General features: G+C 50.5%; 15 protein-coding genes. 10 read left to right on the forward strand and 5 right to left on the reverse strand.

The features are described 5' to 3' along the window. Positions 1-112 precede the first annotated feature (112 nt). Entirely contained in the window at positions 113-886 is a 774-nt protein-coding gene (locus G8768_RS03415) for an exodeoxyribonuclease III (RefSeq protein WP_166851347.1), read from the reverse strand. Between the two features lie 171 nt (positions 887-1,057). Between G8768_RS03415 and pyrE the strand changes: the two genes are divergently transcribed. Both pyrE and G8768_RS03425 read left to right on the forward strand, forming a co-directional pair. Then, positions 1,058-1,699, forward strand: a complete 642-nt coding sequence (gene pyrE, locus G8768_RS03420; RefSeq protein WP_166851345.1) for an orotate phosphoribosyltransferase — start codon at positions 1,058-1,060, stop codon at positions 1,697-1,699. A gap of 53 nt (positions 1,700-1,752) precedes the next feature. Further along, the gene (locus G8768_RS03425) at positions 1,753-2,367 is read left to right on the forward strand and encodes a DUF4124 domain-containing protein (RefSeq protein WP_166851342.1); all 615 of its coding nucleotides are present in this window, start codon (positions 1,753-1,755) and stop codon (positions 2,365-2,367) included. Between the two features lie 18 nt (positions 2,368-2,385). On the opposite strand, the gene slmA is transcribed toward G8768_RS03425, so the two are convergent. The 4 genes from slmA to coaBC form a co-directional block, all read right to left on the reverse strand. Beyond that, positions 2,386-2,979 (reverse strand): nucleoid occlusion factor SlmA, encoded by a 594-nt coding sequence (slmA, locus tag G8768_RS03430; RefSeq protein ID WP_166851339.1) that lies wholly within the window; start codon positions 2,977-2,979, stop codon positions 2,386-2,388. A gap of 277 nt (positions 2,980-3,256) precedes the next feature. Further along, entirely contained in the window at positions 3,257-4,165 is a 909-nt protein-coding gene (gene argB / locus G8768_RS03435) for an acetylglutamate kinase (RefSeq protein WP_166851336.1), read from the reverse strand. Between the two features lie 59 nt (positions 4,166-4,224). Continuing rightward, entirely contained in the window at positions 4,225-6,669 is a 2,445-nt protein-coding gene (locus G8768_RS20955) for a phosphomannomutase/phosphoglucomutase (RefSeq protein ID WP_166851333.1), read from the reverse strand. Positions 6,670-6,792: 123 nt separating this feature from the next. Then, positions 6,793-8,001 carry a bifunctional phosphopantothenoylcysteine decarboxylase/phosphopantothenate--cysteine ligase CoaBC gene (gene coaBC / locus G8768_RS03445; protein WP_166851331.1) on the reverse strand — a complete coding sequence of 403 codons (1,209 nt, stop codon included), beginning with the start codon at positions 7,999-8,001 and terminating at the stop codon, positions 6,793-6,795. 149 nt (positions 8,002-8,150) lie between these two features. Between coaBC and radC the strand changes: the two genes are divergently transcribed. The 8 genes from radC to G8768_RS03485 all read left to right on the forward strand — a co-directional run bounded on the left by radC (position 8,151) and on the right by G8768_RS03485 (position 17,629). After that, the gene (gene radC, locus G8768_RS03450) at positions 8,151-8,837 is read left to right on the forward strand and encodes a RadC family protein (RefSeq protein ID WP_166851329.1); all 687 of its coding nucleotides are present in this window, start codon (positions 8,151-8,153) and stop codon (positions 8,835-8,837) included. Between the two features lie 341 nt (positions 8,838-9,178). Next, on the forward strand, positions 9,179-9,415 hold the full coding sequence (gene rpmB, locus G8768_RS03455) for a 50S ribosomal protein L28 (RefSeq protein ID WP_166851327.1): 237 nt from the start codon (positions 9,179-9,181) through the stop codon (positions 9,413-9,415). A gap of 28 nt (positions 9,416-9,443) precedes the next feature. Beyond that, positions 9,444-9,599: a 50S ribosomal protein L33 gene (gene rpmG / locus G8768_RS03460; protein ID WP_166851324.1), complete on the forward strand. Its 156-nt coding sequence runs from the start codon at positions 9,444-9,446 to the stop codon at positions 9,597-9,599. Between the two features lie 223 nt (positions 9,600-9,822). Continuing rightward, a complete protein-coding gene (locus tag G8768_RS03465; RefSeq protein ID WP_167202724.1) occupies positions 9,823-10,422 on the forward strand; it encodes a TetR/AcrR family transcriptional regulator in 600 nt (199 codons plus the stop codon). After that, positions 10,419-11,531 (forward strand): DUF2855 family protein, encoded by a 1,113-nt coding sequence (locus G8768_RS03470; protein ID WP_166851322.1) that lies wholly within the window; start codon positions 10,419-10,421, stop codon positions 11,529-11,531. Before G8768_RS03465 ends, G8768_RS03470 begins: the two co-directional genes overlap by 4 nt. Before the next feature lie 59 nt (positions 11,532-11,590). Continuing rightward, complete coding sequence (locus tag G8768_RS03475) at positions 11,591-12,514, forward strand: nitronate monooxygenase (RefSeq protein WP_166851320.1); 924 nt, start codon at positions 11,591-11,593, stop codon at positions 12,512-12,514. Between the two features lie 454 nt (positions 12,515-12,968). Further along, complete coding sequence (locus tag G8768_RS03480) at positions 12,969-15,476, forward strand: TonB-dependent receptor plug domain-containing protein (RefSeq protein WP_166851318.1); 2,508 nt, start codon at positions 12,969-12,971, stop codon at positions 15,474-15,476. 176 nt (positions 15,477-15,652) lie between these two features. Next, positions 15,653-17,629 (forward strand): diguanylate cyclase, encoded by a 1,977-nt coding sequence (locus G8768_RS03485; RefSeq protein ID WP_166851316.1) that lies wholly within the window; start codon positions 15,653-15,655, stop codon positions 17,627-17,629. Positions 17,630-17,640 lie beyond the last annotated feature (11 nt).

Consider the following 17,640-nt stretch of genomic DNA (forward strand, 5'->3'; position numbering starts at 1 on the left):
TGGCCCTTTCTTTGGTGTGGCTATTGGCTGGCAGTGTTCGCCGTCTGGCGTAGGATTGGGATTGTAACAGATGCAGCTCCGGGGCTATAAGTCCCGGAGAAAGGATCGGACTTTAGAGTTCGATGTCGTAGTCCATAATGACGGGCAGGTGGCTTGAGAACTGCTTGTTCTTATTGATGGCTCCGTACTCGATACGGTGTTTGAGATCATCGGAAATGATCTGCAGGTCCGTGCGCCAACCGTCACCTTCACCAACGGTCCCGGATGGCCACCAGCTGTATTCGTCGCCATCACTGTTTACGCGGCGGAAAGCATCGACATAGTCCAGTTCGTCCACTAACTGGCGCATCCACTGTTGTTCGTGGGGACGAAAGCCGTCCTCGTCCTCATGGTTTTGCCAATTTTGTACGTCGCTGCGGTCTCGGGCCATGGCCCAGTTGCCACAGAAAATGAAGTCGCGACGTTTGTTGGAAATCTTATGCAGATGGGCTTGAAGATCATCAAAAAAGCCCACTTTCTCTTCGAGCTGTTGCTCATTACCGGGCTCGGCATTCGGGGCCAGGAAAGAACCCACGCTTAGCCTTTCGAAATCAAGCTGAAGATAGCGCCCCTGCATATCCAGGCCGCTGGCGAAACCAAAGCCATAAATCAGCGCCTTGGGCATGTGACGCGTGTAGATTGCCACGCCATTGGTGTGAGGAATGCCGGAATCGAAAAAATAGGCAAAATAACCTTCTGGGTGGAAGGTGTCGTGGTCCAGCTCGTACTCCTGCGCACGTAGGTCTTGTAGACAGACGATGTCGGCGTCTTGCTCGGCTAGCCAATCATACAATCCACGCTGAGCTGCCTGGTGGATGCCGTCGACACTTAAACTGATAATGCGCATTAATAGCCCCTTGATACTGGACTGTGTATGATACCGGGCTTTGCAAATATTGGTAGTTTATTTGGTTCCATTGGACGCTATAGCGGCCGATGCGGCCAAAGTTTGAGCGTATCAGTACCGACCGGCGATCAGCCTTGAAATACAGGTTGACGAAAAAATGTGGAGACAACTATGAAAGACTTTCAGCGTGAATTCATCAAGCTGGCGATAGAACATGAAGTATTGTGTTTCGGTGAGTTTACTTTGAAGTCAGGGCGAGTGAGCCCCTATTTTTTTAACGCTGGTCGCTTTAAAACCGGAGCGGCGTTGGCGGCATTGGGTCGTTTCTATGCGGCTGCCATTGTTGATGCCGGTCTGGAGTTTGATGTGCTGTTTGGTCCGGCCTACAAGGGCATTCCCTTGGCAGCAACCACCGCAGTGGCGCTGGCCGATGAGCACAACCGTGACCTGCCCTACTGTTTTAATCGAAAAGAGGCCAAGGCACACGGTGAAGGTGGCACCCTGGTAGGGGCACCTCTTGAGGGGCGCATTGCTATTGTTGACGATGTGATTACAGCGGGCACAGCGGTGCGTGAGGTGATGGACATTATCGATCAGCACGATGCGAGTCCGGCTGCTGTGGTGATTGGTCTGAATCGCCAGGAGCGAGGTAAAGGTGAATTGTCAGCGATTGGTGAGGTTGAGCAGCAGTTCAATATACCTGTTATTAGTATTGTCAGTCTGGAAGATATTGTGGTCTATTTAGAAGAGACTGGCGATATGGCGGAAACAGTCGCTAAAATAGAGGAATACCGGAAACAATATGGGGTGTAAAGGCGTTCCCCGATTGCGGTAGTCCACTCTGTCGAACCCAAAGGAAGATATCAGTGTTGATAACGACCCTAACTGCAAGATTGTCTCGAGCATCCGCCGCAGTATTGATGTTGGCGTTGATGGCTCCAGTTGCCAGCGGGGAAACCGTATTCTATCGCTATGTCGATAAGAATGGTGTTCCGGTCATTAGCTCGAAAATTCCCCCGGAATATGCCCAAAAAGGGTATGAGGTCGTGACGCCCAGTGGTCGAGTGGTGCGTGTGGTTAAGCCGGCACCTTCCGACGCTGAAAAAGCGAATCTTAAATCCAAAGCAGAGATGGCTAAATGGGACGCAGAATTGCGTCGCCGTTACAGCTCAGTGAAGGAAATCAAGCTGGCCAAGCAGCGCAAACTGGAAAGTATTGATGGCAGCATTCAAATTCTGAAAGGCAACATTGGGGGTATCGATACCCGCATCCATCAGAAACGAATGGAAGCCGCCAATCTGGAACGTGCGGGCCGTGAGGTGGGTGATGATCTCTTGAAGCAGTTGGAAGAGCTAAAGCACAAACGTGAGGTAACGGTTGCGCGCATTGAAAAGCGGGAGAAGGAGCGCCAGGACCTGATTGATAAATTTGATCAGGATATTGAGCGTTTCGGTGTTATTACCGGGCGTCGCGACAGTTAGGAATAATGAGTACAGGGCTTAGCGGAAAAAGCCCTGGGTCAACACCGCCCACTGATCCTGCCAATTCTCGGTAGGTGAACGTTTAAATTCACTTCGTACAAATTGCGCAATGCGCCCTTCGGCGGTGGCCATCAATAAATTGGCGGCGGCACCAACAGTAATGCTGGGGCGCAGACCTTCGCGCACTTCGGCTTCTCTCAAAATCTGTTTGATCTGGGTTTCCAAGCGGTCATAGAGCTGGGCAACGCGAGCGCGCAAACGGTCGGTTTCACCTGCCAGGGCATCGCCGGTCAAAATGCGGGTAATTCCAGGATTGCGTTCGGTGAAGGTCAGCAGGAGGTACAGAATCTTGTCACACGCCGCCAAGGCGTTGGGTTGTTCGCTGAGGATCAAGTTGATTCGACTGAACAGGGTCTCTTCAATAAATTCGATCAGGCCTTCGAACATCTTCGATTTGCTGGGGAAGTGTCGATACAGGGCGGCTTCGGAAACACCCACCTCGCGAGCAAGTGCTGCGGTGGTGATTCGGGCGCCTGGACTGGCTTCTAACATATGGGCCAGGGCTTGAAGAATTTGCTGGCGTCGAGAAGTTTTATTGTTGCTTTTAGTCATAGATGCAAATAAGGCAAACCATGGGTTTGCTCTAGGTTCCAAGGTCAGTGGAGAAAATACATCAGTTAACGCATGCCAGAGGCGCCTGTCATCCTAACGACAACAGGGGCCGGCTGCAATTGCCCAGCTGCAATTTTGCTGAGTTGTCTATTTAAACGGCAAGAGGCATTGGCTTGCCATGATGTAAATCAGGCGCTAGACCACGGGCCGTTGAAGCAAAACCATTCTAAATTCCGATTATGGCGGTTTGATGGCACCTTTGTCGAATATTTATACCCTATGAGACAACCTTGCTGTTGGTAATCAGGGTGCCGACACCGGTATCGGTGAAGATTTCCAGCAGAACCGCGTGGGCAACTCGACCATCGATAATGTGGGCGCTGGTGACGCCGGCTTTTACGGCATCCAGCGCACAATTGATCTTGGGCAGCATGCCGCCATAAATAGTCCCGTCTTCGATCAACCCATCGACTTGCTCGGTACTTAACCCCGTTAATACTTCGCCTTCTTTATCTTGCAGACCGGCCACATTGGTGAGGAGCATCAGCTTTTCGGCCTGCACGACTTCCGCCAGTTTTCCGGCAACCAGGTCGGCATTAATGTTGTGGCTGTTACCATCTTCACCTACGCCGATGGGGGCAATGACCGGGATAAAATTACTGTCGATCAACATATCGATGACATCGGTATTGATGCTTTTCACCTCACCGACATGACCAATATCGATAATTTCCGAGGCTTTCATGGCGGGGTTGTAGCGACTCACGGACAGCTTTTTGGAGTTGATCAGATGACCATCTTTACCGGTGATACCGATCGCCTGGCCGCCATTGCGGTTAATCAGGCTGACGATTTGTTTGTTTACGGTGCCGCCCAATACCATTTCCACCACATCCATAGTGGCGCTGTCGGTGACCCGCATTCCGTCAACAAATTCGCTGTGAATACTGAGCTTATCGAGCAGGTTTCCAATTTGTGGGCCGCCTCCATGAACCACAATAGGGTTCATACCCACCAGTTTCATAAGCACGATATCGCGAGCAAAACTGTTCTGCAGTTCTTCATCGATCATGGCGTTGCCACCAAATTTTACGACGACGGTTTTGTTGGTGAAACGTTGAATGTACGGTAGGGCCTCGGTGAGAACCTGGGCAATTTTCATCGCCTTCTTTTGAGATAAAGACATAGGAGTACCTGAGTGGGCAGGTGTCGTTGGGCTATGGTGACGAGCGCCTGCTCCGCTAATTAAAAGCTTATGGAAGGCGCTATTTTAGCGATTTCCGCTCTAAAATGCTCCTGGATATCCTGCAATTGCTCTTCGGTATTGGCTTCAAAACGCAAAGTGAGTGCCGGTGAGGTGTTGGATGCACGCACCAGCCCCCAGCCATGGGCGAAATCCACTCGCAGGCCATCGATGGTGGTTAGGCGACCATCCTCAAAGTGGCCGTGGGAAATCAGATCTTCAATAATCTGGAATTTTTCACTTTCTTCCACATCAATTTTGATTTCCGGTGTGGCTGGCAGCTCCGGGAAACTGGAGAAAATGGTGTCCAGATCCTGATCACGCAAGCTCATGATTTCCATTAGGCGCGCGGCGGAATACATGCCGTCGTCAAAGCCGAACCAGCGTTCCTTGAAGAAAATGTGCCCGGATAATTCACCACCTAACAAGGCCCCGGTTTCAGCCATTTTGGCTTTCATCAGGGAGTGGCCGGTTTTCCACATAATCGGGCGGCCGCCATAACTGCTCACCAGACTGTTGAGCTGGCGGGTGCATTTCACATCGAACAGCACATCGGTGCCGGGATTACGGGATACAATGTCTTTGGCAAACAGCATGAGCTGACGATCGGGCCAGATGATTTTTCCTTCGGGAGTAACGACACCCAGACGATCGCCATCACCATCGAAGGCAATACCCAGATCCGCACGATGTTTACGCACGGCTTTGATCAGATCGCGCATATTGCGTTCGCGACTTGGGTCGGCGGCGTGGTTTGGAAAACGACCGTCGAATTCGCAATACATGGGAATGACTGTACAGCCGAGTTCCTCAAACAGACGCGGTGCAATTTCAGAGGTTGCGCCATTGCCTGCATCAATAACAACTGTGATGTCACCGGCCAACGCAATATCGGAGAAAATCTGCTCGATGTATTCTGCACTGATGTCTTGCTGGCTCACCTGGCCGGAAGCGTCGCTGCTGGCGAAAGCCTGTTGTTGCATTCGCTGCTTGATGTATTGAATGCCCTGGTCGCTGATGGTGTTGCGGTTAAACACCATTTTAAAGCCATTGTATTTCGGGCCGTTGTGGCTGGCGGTGACGATGACGCCACTGTTGCTGCTCGGCAGGACATGGCAGGCAAAATACAGCAGGGGTGTTGGTACGATGCCGAGGTCGAGGACATTACAGCCGGTGCTGGTAATTCCGGCGATCAATTGTTCGCAAATCTCCGGGCTATGGACGCGGCAATCTCGTGCCACGATTAAGGTTTCTTCGCCCTGATCGATTGCTTCGCTACCCAATGCTTGCCCGAGTCGATGAACAAAAGCCGGGCTTAAATACGGGTCAGCCAGGCCGCGAATGTCATACGCGCGAAACACTTCTTCGGGAATCAGCTCATCGCTGACAGGAGCCGGATGGTCTTCTTCATTATTGACGATATCCAGCTGTGGCAATGTTCCGCCCTTGCGGCTTGGGGTATCAAAGCCCTCGCCCAGTAGGTTTTCATCATCCGCGTTCACTTCAATATCGAGAATATCATCCATCTTGCGCCCATTGGTGAGCTGATGATCGCGAACTTTTTGGTCAAACTCTTGAGCCGTTCGGCTGGTTCGGCTGCTATGAGGGGCATATTTACGACGGCATAATTGAAAGGCACCGCTTAGCAACAAGGCCGTGGCCAAAAACCAGATGCTGAGGAAAGGCAACAGGCTGATGCCCGCTGCGTTCACGGTTCTGTGAGACGGTGAATAACGCAGTTTCCACAGCGTGTTGGGAATATCTTTGGTCAGATTTTTTTGGCTGTCAGACTTACCAATACCAATAATGAGTTGGGCGGGATGACGACCGAATTGCTGGAGCAGTTCGAAGCGACCACTGTCCTGATCGGCATCGCGCAGCAATTGCGCAATCGCCCGTTGATCCAGCGTAACCATCAAGGTAGCGACGGGCGTTTGATCCTGGCTGTGAGGAATGGGGGCAAGTAAATTAAATTGCCACCTCTCTTCAATATTTGCCGCTTCAACCGTAATGGGCTGATGATTTTCGGCACGAGTGATCATATCCAGCTCGGCGAAACGAATGGGGGCGGCGTGTTCGCGATCCAGTTTTGCGGTTCCACGGGGAATGATGCGAATGCTGATGGCTTTGGGGAAAGCCTTTTCCAGGCTCGACATAAAACTGCGAATGGTAACGGGCTCTTGTTGCACGATAGCCTTGGTAAGCGCTTCGCGGCTGGTGAATCGTCGTAGATCCTGATTCAGTGAGCCGATGCGATGGCCGATGGCATCAACCTGGGTGCTGACCATGCTGTCGATGGCTTTATCCAGGGCTTGCTCGGCTTCGATCACAACGTAGCGTTGGTAATACCAGGCACCCACCCCGATGCAGATGAACAGTAGGCCGCAGAGAATTGCTGCCGTTTGCTTTTCGGCGTTACCCCAGTTCTTAATGTTGGCTATGCGCATAAAAGAGTCGGACTTAATTTTTTAGTTTTCCAATCTTAACAATAGCTTAGGGTTAGCCCAAGCCTAAATTCCCTGTCACTCCGATGCCTCGGGCGTAAACGCCGGGTCGAGTGCAATCGATGACTAATCGGCTTTTTGGAAGCGCTCGGAAATTTCTCGAATCAGATGACGTGCCAGCTCGGCTTTGCTGAGTTTGTCGAGGGCTTTGCTGCCCTTGGCGTCAACGATCAACACCTGATTATCGTCGCTGTTAAAGCCAATACCCTGTTGGGAAACATCATTGGCGATCACCATGTTCAGATTTTTTCTTTCCAGTTTTCCGCGAGCGTAGCGCTCGACATCCTGTGTTTCTGCGGCAAAACCCACACAGAAGGGGCGCTGCTGGGAGTTGGCAACGTCCGCGAGGATGTCGGGATTCTTCACCATTTCCAAGGTCATGGTATCGCTATCGGCCTGTTTCTTTATTTTCTGATCGGCCGCCTGCAAAGGGCGGAAATCTGCCACAGCGGCCGTTGCGATAAAAATATCGCAATCATTCACTGCCTTTAAGGCTGCTTCGTGCATTTGCTGAGCACTTTCGACGTCGATGCGCTGGCAGTGTGGCGGGCAATTAAGTTGTGTCGGGCCGCTGATGAGTGTGCAAATAGCACCGGCTTCAGCGCAAGCCTGCGCCAATGCATAACCCATTTTTCCGGAAGAATGATTGCTGATGTAGCGTACCGGGTCGATGGCTTCACGGGTTGGTCCGGCCGTGATCACCACACGTTTGCCGGCGAGCATTCCGGTTTGGAATTCGGCAGAGGCTTTTTCTACCAGCTCATCGACTTCGAGCATGCGCCCTGGGCCGACATCACCGCAGGCCTGGGCACCGCTGGCGGGGCCCCAGATGGCGATGTCGTGTTTGGCCAGTTTGGCGAGATTGTCTTGTGTGCTGGCGTTGGCGTACATGGCCTGATTCATGGCAGGCGCCACCGCGAGCTTGCTGCGTCTGGCGAGGCACAATGTTGTTAACAGGTCGTTGCCCTGCCCTTGGGCCAAGCGGGCAATAAAGTCGGCGCTGGCCGGGGCCACAATAAGGAGGTCTCCCCAGCGAGCCAATTCGATATGTCCCATGCCTGCTTCGGCTTCCGGGTCCAACAGTTCAGTGTGAACCGGGTTCCCCGAGAGCGCCTGTAAGGTCAGCGGTGTAATAAACTCCATCGCGGCTTTGGTCATGACCACTCGAACTTCTGCCCCTTGATCCTGCAGGCGGCGAACCAACTCGGCGCTTTTATAGGCGGCAATGCCCCCGGTGATGCCGAGGAGAATCTGTTTGTTTTGCAAGGAGCTCATGGGTACTGCCTTAGGGTCACATGGACAAATTTGGGATCTTTGGCCGAATCGGGCACTAATTTGGAAGCGCTAAGATACCCTGTCTAACAAGCTGGCGGCAATGGTTCCATTGCGTTCCTGGCCAGCACAAGCGCAATTGAGAGGAAAAAATGAGCATTAGGGATTGGCCGGTGGCCGAACGCCCAAGGGAAAAGTTACGACTGAGGGGGGCTGGAGCACTGTCCGATGCTGAGCTGCTTGCGCTGTTCCTGCGAACCGGCACACGGGGCGCTTCTGCGGTTGATGTGGCAAGGGGCGTGTTGTTGCATTTCGGCGGTTGGCGGGCACTGTTAGAAAGCCGGGAGGATGAATTTTGTGCCCAACCCGGGCTCGGTCAGGCGAGTTTCAGCCTATTGCAGGCGGTGCAGGAGATCAGCCGACGTCATTTGCGTGAGGCGCTGGAACGGGATCAGGTATTCAGCAACCCTGAAACGGTGCGCCGGTTCCTGCGAGCGAATCTCAGGCACCGTCAGCGAGAGGTCTTTGCTGTATTGTTGATGGACAGCCAGTATCGCCTGATTCACTTTGAAGAGCTGTTCCAGGGAACAGTCGACAGCGCTCAGGTGTTTCCCCGTGAGTTGGTCAAGCTGACTCTGAGTCATAACGCTGCGGCGGTAATTGTGGCTCACAATCACCCATCGGGCATCAATGAGCCCAGCCAGGCGGATTGCTTGATTACCGGGCGTATTCAAGAAGCTCTGAGCCTGGTGGGGGTGCGCCTGCTGGATCATTTAATTGTGGGGGATGGCGAAGAGGTTTCCCTGGCGGAGCGGGGCTTCGTTAAAGGGCATTGTTAAGGTTCTGTGCTTGCTGTTGGCGAGACCCTGAAAAAACTCCTTGGAGTGTCTCTTGTGGTGAATTGACCGTTTGACCACTAAATCATCGGTACAAGGCACTTTTTGAATAAAAAATGGGCGCAAAAGTTGAATGTGGGGGGCTGTTCTGGTATAAAACGCCGCTCTCTGCGGCCGGGGTCTGCCCCGCCTGATGTGAAATAAGGTCAATGAGACCTGTGTCGGGCTCCCGCAGGCCCAAAATGAGTCGAATTTTTTAAGTAGCGATTCGCTGTGTTTCCAGTCTGGTGCTCAATAAAGCACGACCGGTGGTGGCAGTGATGATACAAGGTAGAGGCCAAAAGATGTCTAAGGTATGTCAGGTTACCGGCAAGCGCCCAGTAACTGGTAATAATGTTTCCCACGCAAAAAACCACACTAAGCGTCGTTTTTTGCCTAACTTGCACACCCACCGTTTCTGGGTTGAGTCTGAAAAGCGTTTCGTTAAGCTGCGCGTTTCTGCCAAGGGTATGCGTATCATTGATAAGAAAGGCATCGAGACGGTTCTGGCCGAAGTTCGTGCCCGTGGCGAAAAAGTTTAATCGCCGCTAAAGGACAGGAGAAATTCCCATGCGTGATAAGATCCGTTTGAACTCAACGGCTGGTACTGGTCACTTCTACACCACTGACAAGAACAAGCGTACCATGCCTGAAAAGATGGAAATCAAAAAGTATGACCCAGTTGTGCGCAAGCACGTGGTCTACAAAGAAGGCAAAATCAAGTAAGCCCTTCTTGTTGATTTCAAAACCCGGCTCAGGCCGGGTTTTTTGTGCCTGTCTGGTTTTGCCCTTCGGCTTGAGCCCTCTTCTTTATTATCCCTGATCCCGTTCTTTTTTGATCCCGGCGAGCTTTTGTCCCGCTGTACCGCCATATTGTCAGTAATGACCTTGGTATTTGCTTAGTTTTGTAGTGACTATTACAAAACTAAAATGGCAAGGTTATTTGATTATGGCGAGGCCCCAATCCATCCCTACTGATCAGCTGCTTAAGAGTGCTATGGCGCAGTTTTGGCAGCATGGCTACCTGGCGACCAGCTTGCAGGATTTGCAGCGTATCAGCGGTTTGCCGGCCAGCAGTTTGTACAACCGCTTTGGCAGCAAGGCGCAGTTGTTCGAGGCCGTACTCGAACAGTATGTGCAAAAAGTCGTTAAGGGGCGTTGTGACAAATACCTGATGGCCGGCACCGGCCTTGAGGGCATCCAGCAATATGTTGCCAGTGCCCTGAATGATCCCAATGCCCATTGGGGGTGCCTGCTGGTCAACAGCCAGGCTCAATTGGAACACATTCCTGAGGCGGCCATCGCTTTGATTCGAGAGGCTGGCCAGTTGGTCTGTGGAGCATTGCGACAGGCTTTGGAAGACGCGGAAGCTAAAGAGGAAATTGCCTCGGGGCAGAATCTTTCACTGCTCTGTGAGCAGCTTGCCTTATTCATCCAGGGATTGTTATTGCAATCCACACTGCCTCACAGCAGGCCTAAGGAACAAAAAGTCGCCCTTATGTTGGCGCAACAGCTTAGAGCGAACAACTTCAGCGGAGATGTGTCATGAATACAGTGATTGGAAAGCAATTTTGGGTAAATAAAACCCAGATATTGGATACCCAGTGGAAGCAGCGGGAAGATCGAGATCTTCAGGAGGATGAAGTTCGATTGCGCATTAAAGATTTTGCGTTTACCGCAAACAATGTGACGTATGCGGTGATGGGAGAGGCGCTGCAGTACTGGTCATTTTTTCCGGCCGGTGAAGCTTATGGATTGATTCCAGTATGGGGTTTTGCTGAAGTCACGGAGTCTAATAACGAAGCAGTAAATATCGGGGAGCTGGTATACGGTTATTTCCCGATGGCGGATGCGTTAATTGTTAAGCCGGCAAATATCAGCGAAGGCAGTTTTATTGATGCGATGCCCCATCGTGAAGCCCTTCCAGTGGTTTACAACCAGTATATTCGATGCGCAAAAGATCCTTTATACAAGGAAAGTACAGAAGCTCTGCAAATGTTGCTGCGTCCTTTGTTTACGACCTCATTCCTGTTGCAAGATTTTTTCGCCGAACACGAATATTTTTCGTCGGAGCAGGTGGTAATGAGCAGCGCGTCGAGTAAAACCTCTATCGGGACCGCTTTTGCGTTTCATCAACAGCGTAGGAAAAATGGATCAGGGCCAAATATTATCGGCTTGAGTTCGGCGGCGAATGTGGATTTTGTACGTTCTCTGAATTTATACGATGAAGTATACAGTTATGATGATTTGGATAAGATCTCCAGAAAATCTTCTTTCCTGATTGATTTTGCGGGCAATGCCGCAGTGAAATCCAGTATTCACAAACACTTAAGCGATCAGTTGCAATACAGCTGCATAGTGGGTGCCTCGCACTGGGACCAAACTATGGCAGCGGCTGAAAAATTGGTTGGCCCCGAGCCACAACTATTCTTTGCACCCAGCCAGGCGCAAAAGCGTATGCAGGAATGGGGGCCGAAAGGTTTTGGCGAGAGATTGGCGGTTATGTGGCAGGGTTTCCTTCAGAATGTCGGCGACTGGATGACGGTTGAATATGTCGATGGTGAGGAGGCCATTGGCACCTCTTATCAGGCGATGGTTGACGGTTCAGTTAAACCGGAGCAGGGATTGATTTATCGCGTGAACGGCCAGTCAGCATAGCTTGAAAGCATCAATCCTTATTGGAAAACAGACAAGGCAAAATAAAACGGAGCAGTACAGTGAATCGATTTTTACAGCATAGCGGCGTTCAGTATCCGATCATTCAAGCCCCAATGGGTTGGATGGCGAGGTCTCAACTGGCATCGGCGGTATCCAATGCCGGTGGTCTTGGCATTATTGAAACCTCCTCGGGTGAAACCGAAAACTGCAAAGCTGAAATTGAAAAGATGGTCGCGCTGACCGACAAACCTTTCGGTGTGAATTTGCCGATTATGTTTCTGCATGATGACTCGATGCTGAAATTTATCTGTGAATCCGGCGTGCGTTTTGTCACGACGTCGGCTGGCAGCCCCAAAAAGTTTTTAGCGCCCTTAAAAGAAGCGGGCATTGTTGTGTATCACGCAGTGCCATCTCTGGATGCCGCTTTAAAATGTGCGGATGCAGGTGTTGACGGTTTGGTCGTGGAAGGTGGTGAAGGCGGTGGCTTTAAAAACCCGGAAGAGGTTTCAACGTTGGTTTTACTTCAAGCCATCGCCGAAAAAGTGGACCTTCCCCTGGTAGCTGCTGGTGGTATATGTGACGGGCGCGGTATGGCTGCCGCATTTGCGTTGGGCGCGGAAGCGGTGCAAATGGGTACGCGTTTTGTTGCCTGTGCAGAAAACCCGGCACACGAAAACTACAAGCAAGCCATTATTAATGCGCCGACGGATGGCACTTATATGTTGAATAAGACATCCACACCTTGTGTAAGGGCATTGAAAACAGAACGTACAGCGGAATATTTCAGTGCAGGAAAAATGCCCATGGAAGCGTTCATGACCATCAAGGATCTGTATTTCGGTGGAGACATGGAAGCCAGTATTGCTCTGGCAGGTCAAACCGCCGGTTTGATTGATGATGTCAAAAGCGCTGAGCAAATCATTCAGGATACGATTACCGGATATAAAGAAATCTGTGCTCGTATGAATAATACGGATTTCTGATGAGTACGTTTATGCGTTGAGTTCATCCCGCGCCATGTATTCTCATGGCGCATCTTTCTTCCTTCTCTAAAAATTTCATTGCAGAAAGAAATATAAGTACTACTTTTAATTGTGTTTGATTATTTATGCTGAAAAACCAAAGCATTCTTTGGTTTTTTCACAAGCACGTGCTAATTTTAAAACTGTCCACTATTGATAAGTCCCAAAATAAAAAGTACGGACTGATTAGTCGTGGAAAAATACGATAAAAATAAATGTAATTTTCAAATAAGTACGATTTTCACTGATAGAGTCGTGCACAGAGTTAGCAAGGCCGCCGACTGCAGTCATCAGTTTCAAGAGCATCAACAATAAATTGCATTAGCGTGATTTATTGTGCTTCGTTTCGAAGCTGACTCCGGGATTTCCCGGGGTTGAAAAAGAAGACAATAAAAATAATTGCGAGGAGAACTCTATGAAGCTGTTTCCATCCAGTGCTTTGTCTCTGGCTGTGGCCCTATCCGCTGCAGGCATGAGTCAAATATCCATAGCTCAGGGAGAAAACCAGGCCGACGACCTGCTTGAAGAAGTGGTTGTCACCGGTTCCCGACGAGCACCACGCTCGGTTTTTGATTCTGCGGTTCCCATCGATGTTGTCGGTGGTGATGATTTTGCTAATCAGGGCGACTCGGATCTCAGTAACTTATTACGTAATGTTGTGCCTTCCTATAATGTGAACGCTCAGCCAATCAGTGACGCAGCGACCATTGTTCGTCCTGCCAATATGCGAGGTCTGGCGCCGGACCATACTCTGGTTCTGGTCAATGGTAAGCGCCGACATCGTGCCGCGGTTATTTATTGGTTGGGTAATGGTGTCGCCGATGGTGCCCAGGGGGCGGATATTTCACCGATCCCGGCGATCGCCTTAAAGCAGGTTGAGGTGTTGCGCGACGGCGCGGCTGCACAATACGGTTCGGATGCCATTGCTGGTGTGATGAACTTTATTTTGAAGGATGACCCTGAAGGCGGCAGCATTGAAGTTAAATACGGAGAATTTAAAGAAGGTGATGGTGAAAACATCACCGTGGCCGGGAATGTCGGCATGCCTTTTACCGACAACGGCTTCGTGAACGTCAGTTTTGAATACGGCAATACTGATCCTACCGATCGCAGTCAGCAGCGCGCGGATGCGCAAGCTCTGATTGATTCGGGCAATACCGCGGTGGCCAACCCTGCCCAGATCTGGGGTACGCCGGAAATCAAAGACGACATTAAACTGATGGCCAATCTTGGTTTGGAGTTGGGTGGCGGAAAAGAATTTTTCGCTTTCGGTAACTACGCAACAAAAGAAGTAGAAGGCGGATTCTTTTTCCGTAACCCCGACACACGCGGCGGTGTATTTAGTAATGACGGCGGCGTTACGCGTCTGGTTGGCGATCTGACCCCGGATGACGGTATTGCTTGTCCAACTGTCAATGTAGGTGACGCTGCGGCGCTGCAACAAGTGATCGCCGACCCCAACTGTTTTGTGTTCAATGAAATGTTCCCGGGGGGCTTCACGCCACGCTTCGGCGGTAAAGTTCATGACGCTGCGCTCACGGCTGGTGTGCGCGGAACCACGGCCAGTGATTTGAACTGGGAATTGAGCGCGAGCTACGGTCGTAACGATGTGGACTTTTTCATCAAGAACACCGTCAATGCCTCACTTGGACCGCAAACCCCCACCGCTTTTGACCCGGGCGATTATACCCAGCAGGATATCAACTTTAACGCCGATATCTCCTATGCGGTACCGGTTGATGCTTTCGAGTCGGATTTGAACATCGCGGCCGGTTTGGAATGGCGTGAAGAAACTTTCGAAATTACCGTTGGTGATCAGGCTTCCTTTGAAATTGGTCCTTTGGCCGAGCAAGGCTTTTCCGCAGCGTCCAACGGTTTTCCAGGTTTTAGTCCCCTGGCGGGCGGCAGCTTTGCTCGTAAAAATATTGCCGCATACGTTGACCTGGAAGCGGATGTCACCGATCGCTTGTTAGTAGGTATGGCAATTCGTTGGGAAGACTTCAGTGATTTCGGCACAACAACCAACGGAAAAATTTCCGCCAACTTTGAGCTGACGGAAAACTTCTCATTGCGTGGTAGCGCCAGTACGGGTTTCCGAGCACCAACCCCAGGGCAGTCAAATGCGTTCAATGTGTCCACAGAATTTGATGCGGCCACAGGGGACTTGGTGAACAACGGAACAATTCCGTCCACCAACCCGGTTGCGGTATTACGTGGTGGTAAACCGTTGGATCCTGAAGAGTCCAGAAGCTACACCCTGGGTGCAATTTTGCAGCTGGGCGAAGTGAGCATGACCATCGACTACTTCAATATTGAGCTTACTGATCGCATCAGTGTTTCCCAGAACTTCAGTTTGACTCAGCAGGAAATTGATGATCTGGTTGCCTCGGGTGTGACCAGTGCGCAAAATTTGCAGAACTTCCGTTTCTTCACCAATGACTTTGACACCACAACGTCTGGTTTCGATGTGGTTGCCACTTACGGCCTTGATATGTTGGGGGGAAGTACCGAATTCTCTCTCGCCTACAACTACACCGAAACTGAAGTGGATAGCTTTTCGCCGGATGTGATTGATGCCACGCGTATTCGGGAATTGCAGGAAGGTCTGCCAGAGTCGCGCTGGAATCTCGCAATGACTCACAATCTGGAAGATTGGCGCTTCCTTCTGCGCATGAGTTACTTCAATGATTTCTATGACTCTGAAGACGACCGTTCCTATGGCGACGAGTACATCTTTGATGCGGAAGCTGAGTACAACTTCAGCGAGAACTACTCAATAACGGTTGGAGCGCAAAACCTTCTGGATGAATATCCGGATGAAAACCCCACTGGCGCTCAGCAGTCCGGGCGTCGTTATAGCCAGTTTGCGCCAACAGGCTTTAATGGCGGTTTCTACTACGCCAAGGTTCGTTACAGCTTTTAACCTTTATTCTCTGTGTTCAGGCCGCCTGCGGGCGGCCTTTTTTGTGTTTATTGATTTTGTGCGGCAGTTCTTCACCTTTTAACTCTGTATTCAGTTTGACTGGCTGATACTTTGTTACTATGTATTTTTACAGCTTGACACTTATGTATTACCTTTAAAGGTGAGAGTAGTACCTTGTGAAGAATTACGTGCCAACTGATCAGCCTGCCGATTTTAATCAGTTAGATCTGGATGCGCTCAAAAGCGCAGTGTGGGTCTATGATGTTTTAAATTATCGCATTCACTGGGCCAATAAAGCCGCACTGCGCTTGTGGGAATCTGACAATCTGTCGGAGCTTACCGCGCGTGATTTCAAGCCGGGCTCTTCCGCAGCGGTGCAGCAAACTCTGTGTTCCTATCTCGATGAATTCAAACGCGGTCGGGTTATTGATCGTTGGTGGCAAATTTCCCCCAAGAATATCGACAAGCGTGTGCATTGTCGTTTTTCCGGCGTGATGACAGCGCCGGGGCATATGTCCATGTTGGTCGAAGGCTTGCACTCGGAATTGTTGCAGGGCGATGCGAGCGAATACGGCACTGTGATGATTTGCCTGATTGATGCTCAGGGTGTCATTCAAAGTGCAAACCCCCCGTTTGAGCGACAGTTTGGAATCTCGGTGCCCTATGTGCAGGGCATTGTTCACGAAGCCCAGGACTTGAGTCGTCTGCTCGCGGCAGAAGATGGCCACAGTGAAGAGATGTTGTGTGCAAGCAAGAGTGGTCCGCGTTGGCACAGCGTGGAGGTACGCAAACATAATCAGGAAGAGTTGGAAGCCAACTCGACTTCAGTGCTCAGCCTGACCCTATTGGATATTCATGACCGAAAGTTGGCCGAACTTAAAAATGCCGTCGCTGCGGATACTGATGCCTTAACCGGTCTGTTTAATCGCCGCGGCATCACACGACAATTGCAATCCAAAATTTCGGAAGGCTGCACGGTTTTCTTTATTGATCTCGACGAGTTTAAACCCATCAATGATCGCTATGGTCATGCTGTAGGTGATGAGGTTTTATGTCATGTGGCCAAGGTGTTGCGCTACGAAGTGCATCAGTCGGCGATATGTGCTCGCTTGGGCGGCGATGAATTCCTTATGGCGATTCCTGGAAGCGTTGATGTGGGCGATTTAAATTTCATCGCCCAGCAACTCATTCAGCAGCTAACTCAGGTTTTTTTATGCAGCGATCAGCGACGTTTAAATGTCACCGCCAGTGTGGGCAGTGCAAGCATTCCAGAACACGCATCGGATATTGATGCTCTGCTGCAAAAAGCGGATGCTGCGATGTACGTTGCCAAGCAACGTGGGCGAAATCGGTATGTTCACTATTCAACTCGAGTGAAAGAGCAACTGATGCGCAGTGAAATTATTGTTCAGCAATTGGATGAATCTTTGCAGGGCAGTGACAGTCTCTTCGAGTATCAAGCAATAAAGTCTTTGTCCAAAGGTGAAATTTTTGTTTTCGAGGCTTACTTGCATTGGCCAAATCCGCTATTAAGAAGTTTACGTGCCCATGAGGTAAATGAGGCTCTGGTAAAAGCCAATCGTTTGTACGAGGTGGAAGAGTCGCTGCTTAAAATGATGAACGATGAATTTTCTGAGTTAAAGGGTAAGCGTTCCGAAGGTGGTTTTCGATTGGCGTTCAATGTGTCGGCGAGTCAGTTGATTGAAGAGAGCTTTTTAACGCGTGCCGAAAGATGCCTTAGAAATAAACATCTTAATCTCGACAATCTGGTTTTTGAAATCAGTGAGCGGGCCCTAAAGCGCGTGCTGGACCACCAAGCGGATTTTTTTACGGAAGCAGGAAAGCAGGGCTTTAAGTTTGCGTTGGATAACTTTGGTTCCGGTTGCTCCCCGCTGATGGATTTACAGACCCTGCCTCTTCAGTATGTGAAACTATCGTCAAAGTTTTCCCGGAATATTTCCGATCATATGACTGTGATCCGTTGCATTGTGGATCTTTGTCATCGTTTGCAGATTCCCTGTATTGCCGATGGTGTCAATTCCAGCTCGGTCAGTGAGGCCTGGTCTCGTTTGGGAGTTCATCTGCAACAGGGTGAGTTTGTTTCTCCTAAAGTCCCGCTTCAAGCGTTTGCCAATCATGGTCTGCACTGCTAAGGTGCTTGGCA

The organism is Pseudoteredinibacter isoporae, from assembly GCF_011602085.1.
In the GTDB taxonomy this organism is placed as follows: Bacteria; Pseudomonadota; Gammaproteobacteria; order Pseudomonadales; family Cellvibrionaceae; genus Pseudoteredinibacter; species Pseudoteredinibacter isoporae.

Bases quoted from the DNA above. Each gene is read 5' to 3' on its own strand.
- rpmB (WP_166851327.1), top strand. From the start codon at position 9,179: ATGTCTAAGGTATGTCAGGTTACCGGCAAGCGCCCAGTAACTGGTAAT.
- slmA (WP_166851339.1), bottom strand. From the start codon at position 2,979: ATGACTAAAAGCAACAATAAAACTTCTCGACGCCAGCAAATTCTTCAA.
- argB (WP_166851336.1), bottom strand. From the start codon at position 4,165: ATGTCTTTATCTCAAAAGAAGGCGATGAAAATTGCCCAGGTTCTCACC.
- G8768_RS03470 (WP_166851322.1), top strand. From the start codon at position 10,419: ATGAATACAGTGATTGGAAAGCAATTTTGGGTAAATAAAACCCAGATA.
- G8768_RS20955 (WP_166851333.1), bottom strand. From the start codon at position 6,669: ATGCGCATAGCCAACATTAAGAACTGGGGTAACGCCGAAAAGCAAACG.
- G8768_RS03480 (WP_166851318.1), top strand. From the start codon at position 12,969: ATGAAGCTGTTTCCATCCAGTGCTTTGTCTCTGGCTGTGGCCCTATCC.
- G8768_RS03465 (WP_167202724.1), top strand. From the start codon at position 9,823: ATGGCGAGGCCCCAATCCATCCCTACTGATCAGCTGCTTAAGAGTGCT.
- radC (WP_166851329.1), top strand. From the start codon at position 8,151: ATGAGCATTAGGGATTGGCCGGTGGCCGAACGCCCAAGGGAAAAGTTA.
- pyrE (WP_166851345.1), top strand. From the start codon at position 1,058: ATGAAAGACTTTCAGCGTGAATTCATCAAGCTGGCGATAGAACATGAA.
- coaBC (WP_166851331.1), bottom strand. From the start codon at position 8,001: ATGAGCTCCTTGCAAAACAAACAGATTCTCCTCGGCATCACCGGGGGC.
- G8768_RS03415 (WP_166851347.1), bottom strand. From the start codon at position 886: ATGCGCATTATCAGTTTAAGTGTCGACGGCATCCACCAGGCAGCTCAG.
- rpmG (WP_166851324.1), top strand. From the start codon at position 9,444: ATGCGTGATAAGATCCGTTTGAACTCAACGGCTGGTACTGGTCACTTC.